Origin of the sequence: Nostoc sp. (assembly GCF_036917775.1) — a bacterium.
Taxonomy (GTDB): Bacteria; Cyanobacteriota; Cyanobacteriia; order Cyanobacteriales; family Nostocaceae; genus Nostoc.
This window is the reverse complement of record NZ_JBALEQ010000114.1, coordinates 43,213-57,346: the sequence shown is the minus strand read 5'-3', so window position 1 is coordinate 57,346 and position 14,134 is coordinate 43,213. Positions and strand designations below refer to the sequence as shown.

General features: G+C 42.7%; 11 protein-coding genes and 1 pseudogene. 7 read left to right on the top strand and 5 right to left on the bottom strand.

The genetic code is table 11. The annotated features are described in order from the left end of the window. Positions 1–207 precede the first annotated feature (207 nt). Entirely contained in the window at positions 208–1,335 is a 1,128-nt protein-coding gene (locus V7K69_RS23710) for a succinylglutamate desuccinylase/aspartoacylase family protein (RefSeq protein WP_335038849.1), read from the top strand. Between the two features lie 136 nt (positions 1,336–1,471). Here V7K69_RS23710 and V7K69_RS23705 read toward each other — a convergent pair whose 3' ends face one another. After that, a complete protein-coding gene (locus V7K69_RS23705) occupies positions 1,472–2,554 on the bottom strand; it encodes an ATP-dependent 6-phosphofructokinase (RefSeq protein ID WP_335038846.1) in 1,083 nt (360 codons plus the stop codon). A gap of 281 nt (positions 2,555–2,835) precedes the next feature. Here V7K69_RS23705 and era point away from each other — a divergent pair, with 281 nt between their 5' ends. From era to V7K69_RS23685, 4 genes and pseudogenes are all read left to right on the top strand, one after another. Beyond that, a complete protein-coding gene (era, locus tag V7K69_RS23700; protein ID WP_335038844.1) occupies positions 2,836–3,810 on the top strand; it encodes a GTPase Era in 975 nt (324 codons plus the stop codon). A 100-nt stretch (positions 3,811–3,910) separates the two neighbouring features. Continuing rightward, positions 3,911–4,588: a response regulator gene (locus V7K69_RS23695; protein ID WP_190960706.1), complete on the top strand. Its 678-nt coding sequence runs from the start codon at positions 3,911–3,913 to the stop codon at positions 4,586–4,588. A gap of 101 nt (positions 4,589–4,689) precedes the next feature. Then, positions 4,690–5,322 (top strand): YdeI/OmpD-associated family protein, encoded by a 633-nt coding sequence (locus tag V7K69_RS23690; protein ID WP_335038840.1) that lies wholly within the window; start codon positions 4,690–4,692, stop codon positions 5,320–5,322. Positions 5,323–5,979: 657 nt separating this feature from the next. Then, positions 5,980–6,213: pseudogene (locus tag V7K69_RS23685) on the top strand (hypothetical protein); the annotation flags it as partial. 105 nt (positions 6,214–6,318) lie between these two features. Here the strand turns inward: V7K69_RS23685 and V7K69_RS23680 are convergent. Genes V7K69_RS23680 through V7K69_RS23670 form a run of 3 tightly spaced genes read right to left on the bottom strand, consistent with a single transcriptional unit; the run spans position 6,319 to position 10,104 of the window. Then, the gene (locus tag V7K69_RS23680; RefSeq protein WP_335038838.1) at positions 6,319–8,514 is read right to left on the bottom strand and encodes a xanthine dehydrogenase family protein molybdopterin-binding subunit; all 2,196 of its coding nucleotides are present in this window, start codon (positions 8,512–8,514) and stop codon (positions 6,319–6,321) included. Beyond that, the gene (locus V7K69_RS23675) at positions 8,511–9,494 is read right to left on the bottom strand and encodes an FAD binding domain-containing protein (protein ID WP_335038836.1); all 984 of its coding nucleotides are present in this window, start codon (positions 9,492–9,494) and stop codon (positions 8,511–8,513) included. Before V7K69_RS23675 ends, V7K69_RS23680 begins: the two co-directional genes overlap by 4 nt. Continuing rightward, complete coding sequence (locus tag V7K69_RS23670; RefSeq protein WP_335038834.1) at positions 9,481–10,104, bottom strand: (2Fe-2S)-binding protein; 624 nt, start codon at positions 10,102–10,104, stop codon at positions 9,481–9,483. Before V7K69_RS23670 ends, V7K69_RS23675 begins: the two co-directional genes overlap by 14 nt. A 358-nt stretch (positions 10,105–10,462) precedes the next feature. Here V7K69_RS23670 and V7K69_RS23665 point away from each other — a divergent pair, with 358 nt between their 5' ends. After that, positions 10,463–11,497: a cysteine hydrolase family protein gene (locus V7K69_RS23665; protein WP_335038832.1), complete on the top strand. Its 1,035-nt coding sequence runs from the start codon at positions 10,463–10,465 to the stop codon at positions 11,495–11,497. Positions 11,498–11,570: 73 nt separating this feature from the next. Here V7K69_RS23665 and V7K69_RS23660 read toward each other — a convergent pair whose 3' ends face one another. Next, entirely contained in the window at positions 11,571–12,464 is an 894-nt protein-coding gene (locus tag V7K69_RS23660; RefSeq protein ID WP_335038830.1) for a LysM peptidoglycan-binding domain-containing M23 family metallopeptidase, read from the bottom strand. A gap of 379 nt (positions 12,465–12,843) precedes the next feature. Between V7K69_RS23660 and V7K69_RS23655 the strand changes: the two genes are divergently transcribed. Continuing rightward, positions 12,844–14,052 (top strand): HhoA/HhoB/HtrA family serine endopeptidase, encoded by a 1,209-nt coding sequence (locus V7K69_RS23655; protein ID WP_334805542.1) that lies wholly within the window; start codon positions 12,844–12,846, stop codon positions 14,050–14,052. Positions 14,053–14,134: the final 82 nt, after the last annotated feature.

Below are 14,134 nucleotides of genomic sequence, written 5' to 3'. Positions count from 1 at the left end.
TGTCTAGTCCTCCTATTCTCATCATCGTCTCTAATCCTGTTGAGAATTAGCTTTTAGCTTTTGTTAAGAAAGATGTGACTAATGGATAGCTTTTTAAGGGGGGCTAGGGGGGATCGAATTCTATGCAGCTTCAGAAAGAATTTGTATAAGCTTTTAATTCAGTACAGATACAGCGATAATTTACTCAAATCATCACTGAGTTGTTTCATGCTGCCAGTTATTGAAAGCATTGTATTACGTCAAATGGCTTCGGGCGATCGCCTCTACTTACAACTATACAAATTCATCGGCGCTCAACCTGGTAAAAAGGTATACATTCAATCTAATCTGCACGGTGCGGAAATCTCTGGTAATGCCGTTATTCACCAGCTAATTGAGTTTTTATTAACAATAAATGATACAGATTTAACTGGAGAGATTTGGCTAGTTCCCGTTTGTAATCCGATGGGGACGAATGAACGCGCTCAACATTTTTCTCCTGGGCGATATTGCGTTTATGAAGCCAAAGACTGGAATCGCATATTTTGGGACTACGAGAAAGAAGCTGATGATTTAGTAGCTTTTGCTAAATCTCAATTTGATGTTGATCTAGAGGTAGTTCGACAAAATTATCTAACTATAATTAAGCAACAATTTGCGAAAGTTTTAGAAAAAATTAATTCTCCTGCTGGTGTTCCTTACACTGAGATTTTTGCCTACAAACTACAAAATCTGAGTTTAGATACAGATTACTTAATTGATTTACATAGTTCTACAAATCAAGCTTTAGACTACGTTTATTACTTCCAAAATCGAGAAGATAGTGCAAAATACTTCTTACTCAATTTTGGAATCTTACTTGATAAATATGATGGTGATGCTTTTGATGAAGCTTTTATCAAACCTTGGTTAGCACTAGAAGCTTGTTTTAAAGAGTTGGGTAGAGAAATCAAGTTTGATGTGGAAGCTTGGACGCTGGAATTAGGCTCAGGAATGCAAATGAACCCTGATTCAGTAGCTAAAGGTGTACAGGGTGTGAAAAATTATTTAGTGCAAAAAGGTGTAATACAAGTTTCTAATTTATCAGAAGACACCAAAACTCATGATATGACTTTTGCATCTAGCAGCAACCGGAAAAAATATTATGCGATCGCAGGTGGTATGATTCAATCCAGAATCGAATTAGGTAGCAAAGTCAAAGCTGGAGACAAGCTCTATCAAATTCTCAGTTTTAATAAAGAAGGTCAACTACCTACTGTAATTGATGTCTGCGCTCAACATGATGGATTAGTTTATGATGTCGCAACCAATCAAGCTGTAAATGAAGGCGAGTTTGTATTGGGAATTGTGAGTTAAGACATGGGGCATTGGGTATAGATATTCATGTAATTGTTATTACAAAGACGCGATAAATCGCCGTCTCTACAAAAGACTAATTATTGTAGAGACGGCGATTCATCGCGTCTCTTGCCAGAATCGAAGAGTATTGAGTTTAGTCTCCTAAATAAATACCCATACCACGAGCAGTTTTAACTAAAGTACCATTGGGATCGACAGCGCTATATTGAGCGATCGCTTCTGTAATTGGTACACTTAATACTTGGCGATTTTGCCATGTCACCATGCGATCGTATTTACCTTCGGCAATTAGATTAACTGCCGCAACACCAAAAGCAGTTGCAACTAATCTATCTAATGGTGAAGCAGTTCCACCCCGTTGAATGTGTCCTAAAACTGTAACTCGCGTTTCTACGCCAATGTGTTCAATAATTTTATCTGCTAAATATTCACCAATTCCGCCATATCGAGATTGACCTAAGCGATTTGTAATCGTCACATTTTCCCCATCGTGGGTACGAACCGCTTCGGAAACAATTATCAAACAATAGTTTTTGCCTTTCTCTTGGCGTTCTTTGATTTTGTGACAAATATGCTCAACGGTGTAAGGAATTTCGGGAATTAAAATTACATTTGCTCCCCCCGCAATTCCCGCAGCTATTGCGATGTGTCCAGCATCACGACCCATTACTTCCAAAATCATGACGCGGCTATGACTTGCAGCAGTAAAATGTAATCGATCTAGTGCTTCTGTAGCAATATTTACTGCTGTATCAAAACCGATGGCGTGTTCGGTAACGCCAATATCGTTATCAATGGTTTTAGGAATACCTACTAAATTAATGCCACCTTGTTGAGCGAGGCGGCGGAGAATTGCCAAACTACCATCGCCGCCAATACCTATCAAAGCGTCTAAACCTAGCTCATGATAACCTGCAATAATTTCTTCGGAGCGATCGCATAAACTCCCATCCGCCATTGGAAAAGCAAAGGGGTTGCCTTTATTGGTTGTCCCCAACATTGTGCCACCCGCAGTTAATAGCGAGTCAACTTGATCAACTTCCAGTTTTGTGAATTGTTGTGGACGCGCCATTAATCCTAGAGTCGCTTGACGAATTCCCAAAACTTCCCAGCCGTAAGTATCCACAGCACAATTTACTACAGCCCTAATCACAGCATTTAAGCCAGAACAATCACCTCCACTGGTAAGAATTCCAATGCGTTTAGGTTCTCCCATATTTTTTATTGACATTTTGATCCAAATATATTGAGTAGTCGATGAAACTTAAGCCATTAGCAACAGATTAAACCGAAAGCAAAAGTCCTCATTGCAAATGCCAAAGTAATTTTATGTTTCTTTTGTATATAAAAACTCAACCAAGTTATCTCAGCTGTAAAATATTAAGTGTAGAGCCAGTAGTAGATTAAACCTAAGTAAAAGCAATCCCCGAAAATGCTAGGGTGTTTTTATGCTTGTTTTGTGTCTAAGAAAAAACCAAGTTATCCCAGCTGTAAAATATGAGGGTGGAGCCAAAGGTGACTAGTATTGAAAATTACAACTTCTCTTTTTCAGGAGAAGTAACAATCCCAGAGGCTCCTCCTGAATTCAAATCAGGTTTTATCGGCATTGTTGGTCGTCCAAATGTCGGTAAATCTACTTTGATGAATCAATTAGTAGGACAAAAAATAGCCATTACATCACCAATAGCGCAAACTACACGTAACCGCTTGCGGGGCATTTTAACTACACCAGAGGCGCAGTTAATTTTTGTAGATACACCAGGAATTCATAAGCCCCATCATCAATTGGGCGAAGTATTGGTGCAAAATGCCAAAATTGCCATTGAATCGGTAGATGTAGTGCTATTTGTGGTAGATGGAGCAGTAGCTTGTGGATCGGGCGATCGCTATATTGCCGAATTGCTCAGTCGCAGTAAAACGCCGGTGATTCTGGGCGTGAACAAAAGTGACCAACAACCGGACGATTCTCAGTATTTAGATGATAGTTATGCCCAGATGGCCCAGTCACATGAATGGGAAATCGTGAAATTTTCTGCCAAGACGAGTGCAGGATTACCGCAACTGCAAGAGTTATTAATTGAACATTTAGAAATTGGGCCTTTATACTATCCGCCAGATTTGGTAACAGACCAGCCAGAACGCTTTATTATGGGTGAATTAATCCGAGAACAAATTTTATTGTTAACTCGTGAAGAAGTGCCCCATTCAGTTGCGATCGCTATTGACTTAGTAGAAGAAACTCCCAGCATTACTCGTGTACTTGCTACCATCAACGTTGAGCGTGATTCTCAAAAAGGCATACTCATTGGCAAAGGCGGAGCGATGCTCAAAGCAATTGGTAGTGAAGCCCGTGAACAAATCCAAAAGTTAATCGCTGGCAAAGTTTACCTCGAATTGTTTGTCAAAGTTCAACCAAAATGGCGACAGTCGCGCATTAGTTTAGCAGAGTTAGGCTATCGCGTGGAAGAATAATAATTAGTCATTTGTCATTAGTCATTGGTCATTGGCAAACAAAAAAAGCAAATGATAAATGACAAAGGACAAATGACAAAGGACTCTTAATAAATAAATAATGTCTTTAGATACTCGCTATCCCTTAAATTTACCCGTCAATGCTCCGCCATTGCGCGTGTTAATTGTCGAAGATGATCCGATGATGCAACTGGGATTAGAGCAATCATTAATGGCTCATCCTCAGTTAGAGATTGTTGGACAAGCAGAAGATGGTTATTTGGGAGTTCAAGCCGCACTGCAACTGAAACCTGATTTGGTGGTTATGGATATTGGGTTGCCAAGATTGGATGGCATTGCAGCGACACAGCAAATTAAGGCGGCGTTGCCAGCAACTCATGTGGTGATGCTGACATCTCATCAAACGGAGACAGAAATTATTGCTGCACTATCTAGCGGTGCAGATGCGTATTGTATTAAAGGTGCAAGTGTGGAACGATTGTTAAGTGCGATCGCAGCCGCAGTTGATGGTGCAGCCTATCTCGATCCCCAAATTGCGCGGCGAGTGATTGATAATCTCAAACCACCTACACCCACCAGCAACAACGCAAACTTATCTGGACGCGAGTTAGAAGTGTTGAAACTCATGGTAGACGGGTTGAGTAACCCAGAGATTGCTGAAAAACTCTATCTCAGTCCCAACACCATCAAAACCCACGTCAGAGGGATTATGAATAAATTAGCAGTGGACGATCGCGTGCAAGCAGCAGTCGTTGCATTGCGTTCTGGGTTAGTTTGATATCTTTACTACTGAATATCTGGATAAGGGTGGGTAGCGCTCCCTACTTATTATGTATACATTAGGACTTAGCAATCGTAGTATTAAGCAGTAACCGACCAATGCAGCAAAATACAAAAATAAACGTTAGCAAAGATAATAATACTGATGTATCCAAACTGAAGAATGAATTTCCGTCTTTCTGCGCCAATAGTCGGGAAGAATGGCGGAGATGGTTAGAGAAAAACCATCTTATCTCTTTTGGTGTATGGCTTATTTACTACAAAGTAAAAAGTGGTAAACCAAGTGTTCGATACAGCGAAGCAGTAAAAGAAGCCTTATGCTTTGGTTGGATTGATAGTAAAGTCAAATCCATAGATGAAGAACGTTATATGCAAATATTTACACCTCGAAAACCGAAAAGCGTGTGGTCAAAATTAAATAAACAATATATTGAAGAACTTATAGAACAAGGTTTGATGACTACAGTTGGTCTGGAAAAAATCGAAGCTGCAAAACTAAATGGTTCATGGAATACTTTAGATGCAAGCGAAGCATTAATTATTCCCTCAGATTTAAAGCAAGCATTAGAAGCAAACACAACTGCTAAAGACTATTTTGAAAGATTTAATAATTCATCCAAAAAGAATATTATTTTTTGGATTGACAGTGCAAAACGTCCAGAAACAAGATTGAAGAGAATTGAACAAACTATCAACTCAGCATCTGCTAACAAAAATCCATTGGTACGATAACAAAGCTGAAGTGATTGCTTGACAACGTGTTATTTTGACCTAAATATTACTTGAGTCAATATTGAAATCCCAATTAAAAGTAGAGGCGTACATATAAATATATGTACGCCTCTATATCCAATTTATTTTTTCAAAAATGGCCTACCTCAATACATTTTAGCTAAAAGAGTTTGAGAATTCATTAGGGTCTATATTAGTAGGAAATAATAAAATTTCCTTGCCTTCTAAATTTGCCCTGTGGTAAAGCAAAATTGCCTTTTCCAAAGAGCAATATTTAATTGGAACCCATCTGTCGCTATAAAAGTAGACAGTTACTCGGCTCATTGCATACTCTTTCAACGGCAGTGGAAGAGACCAGGACGTGTCCACAGTTTTAACCTTACCTGTTGAGTCCATGCTTTGAACCTCAGTTATTAAGTATATATACTTTGACCCATCAGGATGATTTAAAGTAACTGTCATAAGTTACAAGAAACTACCTTGAAGCTGAATCTTTAGGTAAAAATTAGAATAATTAGAACTAACCTAAAGACATGGGATAAGTCAGTCTAGACTTATCATTTTTGGGTTCAAGGCTCATGGAATTCAAAGACTCGTTCACGAGTATCAAAGACTCATCTGACGAATTACGCATAGCGGTACTTGGTTAAAGGTTAATTTTTGGCGATGTTGATTTCTCAACAAACCGAAACTGAGAAATTAGCTTTATACCGGGCTGCTGCTGATGCTGCCCGATTAGCAGAATGGGAATTTCATAATGCTGTATTAGCGATGAAAGAAGTCGTGCGCGGGCAATATGGCTCAGATAGCGATCAAGCTCAAGCGGTGGGATTGAAGAAAAAATCAGATCGCAAACGTCCTTCTCGTAAAAAGGCAGTTGCGATCGCGTAACCGTCCGATGGAGTGTAGGGGGGACTTAGGGACAAGGGGTGAGAACTTGAAACAAGTCTTTCCACTTGTCCCTAAGTCCTCTTGCCCATACCCAATGCCCAATGACTACAACAATTTATCTAACGTAATTGGTAAATCACGAACGCGCTTACCTGTGGCATGATAAACAGCGTTGGCGATCGCCGCAGCAACACCGGTAATGCCAATTTCTCCAATCCCTTTGACACCAAGGGGGTTGATATGTGGATCGTGTTCATCGACAAACAACACCTCAATATCAGGAACGTCTGCATTTACTGGTACGTGATATTCAGCTAGATCATGGTTAACAACGCGTCCTAGATTTGGATCTATAACCGTATGTTCCATCAGTGCCATACCGATACCGTAGACAATCCCACCGACGAGTTGACTGTTGGCTGTTTTAGCATTGAGGATGCGTCCAACACCAAAGCTTCCCACCCAGCGCGTTACTCGCACTTCGCCGGAATCAGGGTTAACGCGGACTTCGGCAAATTGCGCTCCAAATGAGTGCATTGAGAACTTCTTTTGTTCGTCTCCCAGCTTGGCATCTACACGCGCTTCGATCATTTTCATTCCATGTCGTGCCAAGATTGCTTGATATGTTTCGCTTACAGACGATTTATTTTTTAAGAAAAAGCTACCATTTTGGGCAATCACATCTTCAGCGTTTGAACTATAAAGCGGCGATTTTTGATCGGCGAGTGCTAGTTGCAAAAGCTTACTACGAGCTTGATTTCCCGCTAAATGTACAGCCGAACTGACACTAGCTGCTGTTTGCGAACCACCGGAAACGGGAGTTTTTGGCATTTTAGTATCGCCTAGTTCAAAGCGAACTTTTTCAACTGGTAGACCAAGCGCATCAGCTGCAACCTGAGTCATGACAGTATAAGTTCCCGTACCAATATCTTGAGAACCGCTTTGCACAACTGCTGTACCGTCTGCCATAATCTTAGCGATCGCAGATGCCGGAGAACGGTTGGTAGGATAAGTAGCTGTTGCCATACCCCAACCAATCAAATAATTGCCGTCTCGCATCGAACGGGGTTGAGGATTGCGCTTTTGCCAGCCAAACTTTTCTGCTCCTGTCTTGTAGCACTGGATGAGTGACTTGCTCGACCAAGGCAGTCCTTTACTAGAATCGACATCAGCGTGGTTACGCAGACGCAGTTCTACCGGATCGATATTGAGCGCATAAGCCAGTTCGTCCATTGCCGATTCTAAGGCGAACGATCCAGAAGCTTCACCTGGGGCCCGCATATAGGTTGGTGTTCCCTGATCTAGCTGAACCAGACGATGGCTAGTTTCAATATTCGGGCAAGCATAAATCATGCGTGCAGTCTTAGTAACAGGTTCAATGAATTCATCAAAAGTTGAAGTCTGTGAAGTGCCGGTGTGTCGGAGTGCAGTTAATTTTCCTTCGCGGGTAGCACCCAAAGAAACCTGTTGAATTGTCTCTGGTCGAAAGCCCACAGGGCCATACATTTGTATGCGTCCCAGAACTAATTTGACTGGACGATTTACCTGCCGTGCTGCGATCGCTGCTAGGGGTACGTGTGACCAAGCCGACCCTTTGCAACCAAAGCCACCGCCCACAAAGTAAGACATAATGCGGACTTTCTCAGGCTTAATTCCTAATACCTCCGCAACTTTTTGTTGAGTCGAAAAAATTCCCTGAGTTGCATCATACAGCAGCAGTTCATCGCCTTGCCAAACCGCTGTTGTCGCATGAGGCTCCATCGGATTGTGATTTTCTACTGGAGTGGTATAGGTTTGCTCAACGCGCACAGCAGCATTCGCTAGTCCCTGCTTAACATTGCCATGAGATGAATCGGGCGATTCTTTTGGCAAGTATGCCTTAGCGATGTTATCCCGCATATTGATGGCTGGTTTCTCTTCGTCATAGCGAATTTGTACGAGTGAGGCAGCATACATCGCTCGTTCAAAGGTATCGGCAACGACGACACCAATATGCTGACCGCTATACAGCACAATGTTATCTTGTAACACTTGCACCTTATGACCGCCGCCCTTTTCTCCAGAAGCTTTGGGCGCGTTGAGGTGGGTAATTACTGCTAATACACCCGGTACTTGCTCCGCCGCCTTTGTATCAATTTGGGTAATTTTCCCTTTAGCGATCGCACTTTGAATTGTCACTCCATAAGTCATTTTTGCGACTGGAAACTCTGCCGCATAGCGTGCCTCACCCGTCACCTTTAGATGGCCATCAACTCGGTTGAGTGGTTTGCCGACAACTGTATTTTTATCACTTGTATTCATGCCATCCCTCCTACCGTTGTCAGCGCTTTAACAATGGTGCGTTTAGCCAGTTCGACCTTAAAGCCGTTGTATTTTTGAGGTTTAGCTCCAGCAACGGCTGCATTTGCTGCTGCTTGAAATGCTGCCTGGTTTGCTGGCTTATTCACGAGGGCTTTTTCTGCATCGTAGGCACGCCAAGGTTTTGTCCCTACCCCACCAAGGGCAATACGTGCCGAGCGAATGATGCCATTTTGAATATCTAGCACCGTCGCTACTGATACCATTGCAAAAGCATAAGAGGCGCGATCGCGGACTTTTAAATAGTGCGATCGGCTTGCATTGGGTGAAGCAGGTAAGTCAACGGCAACAATCAACTCTCCGTGCTGTAAAACTGTTTCCCGTTCGGGTGTCTCGCCAGGAACAAGATGAAAATCTACAAGTGGAATACTCCGCTCTCCATTCGGCCCCCGTGTTTGTACAACCGCATCAAGTGCTACCATTGCCACCGCCATATCAGAAGGATGAGTGGCAATACAGCGATCGCTACCGCCGAGAATCGCGTGAATCCGGTTGTAACCTTCAATTGCCGCACAACCTGAACCGGGAACGCGCTTGTTACACGGCATTGAAGTGTCACGGAAGTAGTAACACCGGGTACGTTGCAGTAAATTTCCGCCCACTGTTGCCATGTTTCGCAGTTGCGGTGATGCCCCAGACAACAACGCTTCTGACAGCACAGGGTAACGCTGTTGAACTATCGCATCATAAGCAACGTCGCTATTACGCGCCATTGCTCCAATCCGCAGATTGTTACTTTGCATTTCTATCTTGCTTAATGGCAGTGGGTTAATATCAACCAACTCTGTTGGCGTTTGCACATTCAACTTCATCAAATCGATTAGGCTAGTACCACCGGCAAGATATGAGGCTTCGGCATCTGGAGCCACCAACGCCACGGCATTTTCCGCTTGTCGCGCTTTTTGATAGTTAAATGGCTGCATCTTTTTTTCCTTCTAAGACATCACGGACAGCAGCCACGATATTTGGATAAGCACCGCAACGGCAGATATTGCCGCTCATTAATTCCCGAATATCGTCATCTGACTTAGCGTGTCCTTCGTTGACTAAACTCACCGCCGAACAAATTTGTCCCGGTGTGCAATAACCGCACTGAAATGCGTCGCGGGCAAGAAATGCGGCTTGCATCGGGTGCAGATTGTCTCCTTGCGCCAGACCTTCAATAGTTGTAATGGCAGCATCTGTGTGCATGATGGCAAAAGTCAGACAGGAGTTAATTCGCTGTCCATCAACCAGCACCGTACAAGCACCACATTGACCGTGGTCACAACCTTTTTTACTGCCAGTTAGCCCTATGTATTCACGAAGTGCATCAAGTAAGGTAACACGCGGTTCAATTTGCAAACTATGTTTTGTTCCGTTCACCTGTAGTGTCACCTTCATAGTTTCAGATATCGAATTTTTCAGCATGGGGGTAGTTTTTCTCACCGGAGTTTGTGCCACCGTTTTCTCCGCAAAATTACTGATTGTAGCCGCTACTGTACTGCCGAGCATCAATTGACCTAATCTGCGCCGTCTTAGACGAAACTTCATCTTTTACTCCATTCTGCTTTTGTTGAGTAATAATATTCAGTAATTCTTCTGCCTTAAATTCTTAGTAAAAATTATTTTTACCTTATAATTTACCTCAAAATAATATTGTTAACAGAATACAATTTCATCTTGTTCCCGTCTCTCTATCAGAAGATTTATGTCATAAGTATCATTAATAGTTCTCATCCTGTTCTGGAACTAACAATATTTTTAGTTATTGCTGTATCAATAATTGAAGGTTAGGGTTGAGTAGAGCATTACTGCTTAATTAATCTATGACATCCGAAATCGTGCTTTGCTTAAAGAAAAATTCGTTGAATGTCGGTAAATCCTAATATAAAATCAAAAAGCTGAAATTATGAACATCCAAACAACAAGCCAACTACCAATTCCTCCACACTTTTACCCCGAAAAAGTAGGAGAGGTCTGGCGTGTACCTTACCAAAAAATCGCCGCAGCATCTGAAGCTTGGGTAAAACAACACGACATCAAACCAGCATCTTCAGATACAAACCGTATATGCTTATTGTTAATTGATGTTCAAAATACTTTTTGTATCCCCAACTTTGAACTATTTGTAGGTGGAAAATCTGGGAATGAGGCGGTGAATGATAACGTCAGATTATGTGAGTTTATCTATCGCAACTTAGGAGTCATTACAAAAATTGTACCCACTCTAGATACCCATACAGCAACGCAAATCTTCCATCCCATCTTTTGGGTGAATGCTGGTGGAGAACATCCTACTCCAGCAGCAACTAATATCACTTTAGCAGATATCGAACAAGGTATCTGGAAGGTTAATCCAGCAGTTGCTGAAAGTATTACTAATGGAGATTATGAATTATTAGAAAAACACGCTTATCATTACGTTAGAAAACTCAGTCAAGATGGTAAATACCCTCTCACAATTTGGCCTTATCATTCTATGTTGGGCGGTATTGGTCATGCTTTAGTTTCATCGGTGGAGGAAGCAATATTTTTCCACAGTATTGCTCGTCAAAGCCAAACACAATTTGAAATCAAGGGTGAAAATCCTTTAACAGAAAACTATTCGATCTTACGTCCAGAGGTGTTGGAAGATTTTGAACAACGTCCACTTGGTCAAAAAAATACCCGTTTGATTAAGCAACTTTTAGAATTTGATACTGTTATTATTGGTGGTCAAGCTAAAAGTCATTGCGTCGCCTGGACAATTGATGATTTATTAACAGAAATTAAAGAGGTAGATGCTACCCTTGCTCAAAAAATCTATCTCTTAGAAGATTGCACTTCTCCCGTTGTTGTTCCAAATATTGTGGACTACACAGAACAGGCAGATGCAGCATTTGCAAGGTTTGCAGAGGCAGGAATGCACATCATAAAATCTAGCGAGTTTGGGATTTTGGCATAGGGAATTGGGAATTGGGCATTGGGAATTGGTTATTTTCCCTCTGCTTCCTCTGCTCCCTGATTTTCCCACTTCTTCATTTCTTCAAATAACCCTTTGGATCTTCGGCTACCCAACCCAGAGATGAGCTAGAACGCACTTCAAAATGAAGATGTGATTGAGTGGAACTTGGTTTTCCACTGGTGCCTACTGTCCCTAGTAAGTCTCCTTTTTTTACTTGCTGACCAACAGTAACCTTGATGCTGTCAAGCTGGGCGTAGCGGCTTTGAAGCCCGCCACTGTGGTTAATGATGACCAACTTGCCATAAGAACCTTGGTCATTAGCAAAGGCTACGGTTCCAGGAGCGATCGCTAATACATTACTCCCAACTGGTGCTAATAAGTCAACACCACTGTGGAAGAAAACTTCACCTGTCGCCGGATTAATTTGCCATCCATAAGCTAATCCTACATTTGCAACTTGTGCCAATGGATATCCAGCCAGGGATGCACGGTTTGGTGTACCTGCATCAGTAGGTAAAGGGGACTTAGTTACAACACCATTGGGCGACCAATTTACCCCCGGAACAAACACGATTCTGGGGTCTTGTTGGCAGCCATTTACCTCAAAAAGGCTATCAGCACGAACTTTGTATTGTGCTGCCACTTGTCGCCAAGTTTGACCGCGAGGTACTTCAACTACAATCCCATTGTAGGGAGGAATTTGAAGCACACTACCAACGGCTGCAAGTGCGCCATTCTGCAAAGCTGGATTCATACCGATAATAGTTGTAGGTATGAGATTGTAGCGCTGCGCTATGCTCTCCAAAGTTTCGCCACGAACAACTTTATGGCGTTGGAAGCGAGATAGGGCTGGAATCGGACAACCACCTACAGCAGCGTTAGCACTGTTCAAGTTTGGCAGTATGCTTACTAGGCCCAAGGCGCTAACTAGGCTACAGAGAAACAGTTGACGAAAGGGTAAAGTCATGTATACAGATCAAGAGCGCATTAACTTTAAATTTTAGATGGAGAGTGTGGGAAGTGGGGAGATCGGTGAGTAGGGGGCAGGGGAGCAGAGGGCAGGGGAGCAGGGGGACAAGGGGAAATTATTGAACAAGTCTCTCCATCTCCCACCTCCTCCTTGTCTCTTCTTCATACCTCTTACCCCCTGCTCCCTGCCTGTCCCTCTGCTCCCTTCCTCTGTGCCTCTTCCCCCTGCTCCCTGCTCCCTGCTCCCTGCCCCTCTCTCTGCCTCTTTTACCCAATCCCCAATGCTTAATTCCTTGTAAATTGATCTGTCCACTTGCCGTTAGCTTGACTACACTTAGAAATTAGCAACTGCATTGTTGTCCTTAAGCAGAATTATTATGAAGTTATCTTTAAAGCAACTAGGTGTTTATTTGTTCTTAGTGGTATTTGGTTGTGGTGCAGGTTTGTTTGGCAGTCGCTATCTCTTACTACAAAATTCTTCATTCCAACAGTTAAGAAATGTAACAATGGCTTCGCCTCCAGAATCTGTAGTGCCAAATTCTCCTAATGGAGCAATTGGGGCTACTGGAGGCGATAATGTGAATTTTATTGCGACGGCAGTGCAAAAAGTTGGCCCGGCTGTGGTGCGAATTAATGCCACTCGCAAAGTCGCCAATCCCATCTCTGACGCATTAAAAAATCCGCTCTTGCGGCGATTCTTTGGAGAGGATGAGCAACCAATTCCCGAAGAACGGATTGAGCGCGGTACAGGATCAGGATTTATTTTGAGCGAGGATGGGGAATTACTCACTAACGCTCATGTAGTAGCAGATACAGATACAGTACAAGTCACCCTCAAGGATGGTCGAAGTTTAGAGGGTAAGGTGGTAGGAGTTGATTCTGTGACAGATGTGGCAGTGGTGAAAATAAAAGCGAATCATTTGCCAACTGTGAAACTGGGCAATTCGCAAAACTTAATACCAGGACAGTGGGCGATCGCAATTGGCAACCCTCTGGGTTTAGATAATACTGTCACTATCGGCATTATCAGCGCTACCGATCGCACCAGTACTCAAGTTGGTGTACCAGATAAGCGAGTCAGTTTTATCCAAACTGATGCCGCAATTAACCCTGGTAATTCCGGTGGCCCCTTATTAAACGCTCAAGGCGAAGTGATTGGTGTTAATACTGCCATCCGCGCTGATGCTCAAGGACTCGGTTTTGCGATCCCCATTGAAACCGCCGCCCGTATTGCCAATGAACTTTTTACCAAAGGGCGTGTAGAACATCCCTTCTTGGGTGTTGAAATGGCAGACCTTTCTCCCATCAAAAAACAGCAGATTAATCAAGAGAATCAGCTGAACATTCAGCAGGATGTTGGGATTGTGATTAAAGGAGTTACAGGCGATTCCCCAGCCAAGCGCGGAGGATTGCTTCCTGGAGATGTGATTCAAAAAGTTAATGGTAAACCAGTCAAAACCTCAGCCCAAGTTCAAAAGCTGGTAGAGTCCAGCAAAGTTGGGGACATAATAGCGATCGAAGTCAATCGTAGTGGGAAAATTCAAACCTTCAAAGTCCAATCAGGAGCTTATCCTGAAAGGAAATAGTCAAAATAATTCGTAATTGATAATTCGTAACTCGTAGTTGCAAGACGCTTGCGGACTCGCTTTTCACGTCGCTATACGTGGA

Bases quoted from the DNA above. Each gene is read 5' to 3' on its own strand.
- V7K69_RS23710 (WP_335038849.1), top strand. From the start codon at position 208: ATGCTGCCAGTTATTGAAAGCATTGTATTACGTCAAATGGCTTCGGGC.
- V7K69_RS23705 (WP_335038846.1), bottom strand. From the start codon at position 2,554: ATGGGAGAACCTAAACGCATTGGAATTCTTACCAGTGGAGGTGATTGT.
- era (WP_335038844.1), top strand. From the start codon at position 2,836: ATGAGGGTGGAGCCAAAGGTGACTAGTATTGAAAATTACAACTTCTCT.
- V7K69_RS23695 (WP_190960706.1), top strand. From the start codon at position 3,911: ATGTCTTTAGATACTCGCTATCCCTTAAATTTACCCGTCAATGCTCCG.
- V7K69_RS23690 (WP_335038840.1), top strand. From the start codon at position 4,690: ATGCAGCAAAATACAAAAATAAACGTTAGCAAAGATAATAATACTGAT.
- V7K69_RS23680 (WP_335038838.1), bottom strand. From the start codon at position 8,514: ATGAATACAAGTGATAAAAATACAGTTGTCGGCAAACCACTCAACCGA.
- V7K69_RS23675 (WP_335038836.1), bottom strand. From the start codon at position 9,494: ATGCAGCCATTTAACTATCAAAAAGCGCGACAAGCGGAAAATGCCGTG.
- V7K69_RS23670 (WP_335038834.1), bottom strand. From the start codon at position 10,104: ATGAAGTTTCGTCTAAGACGGCGCAGATTAGGTCAATTGATGCTCGGC.
- V7K69_RS23665 (WP_335038832.1), top strand. From the start codon at position 10,463: ATGAACATCCAAACAACAAGCCAACTACCAATTCCTCCACACTTTTAC.
- V7K69_RS23660 (WP_335038830.1), bottom strand. From the start codon at position 12,464: ATGACTTTACCCTTTCGTCAACTGTTTCTCTGTAGCCTAGTTAGCGCC.
- V7K69_RS23655 (WP_334805542.1), top strand. From the start codon at position 12,844: ATGAAGTTATCTTTAAAGCAACTAGGTGTTTATTTGTTCTTAGTGGTA.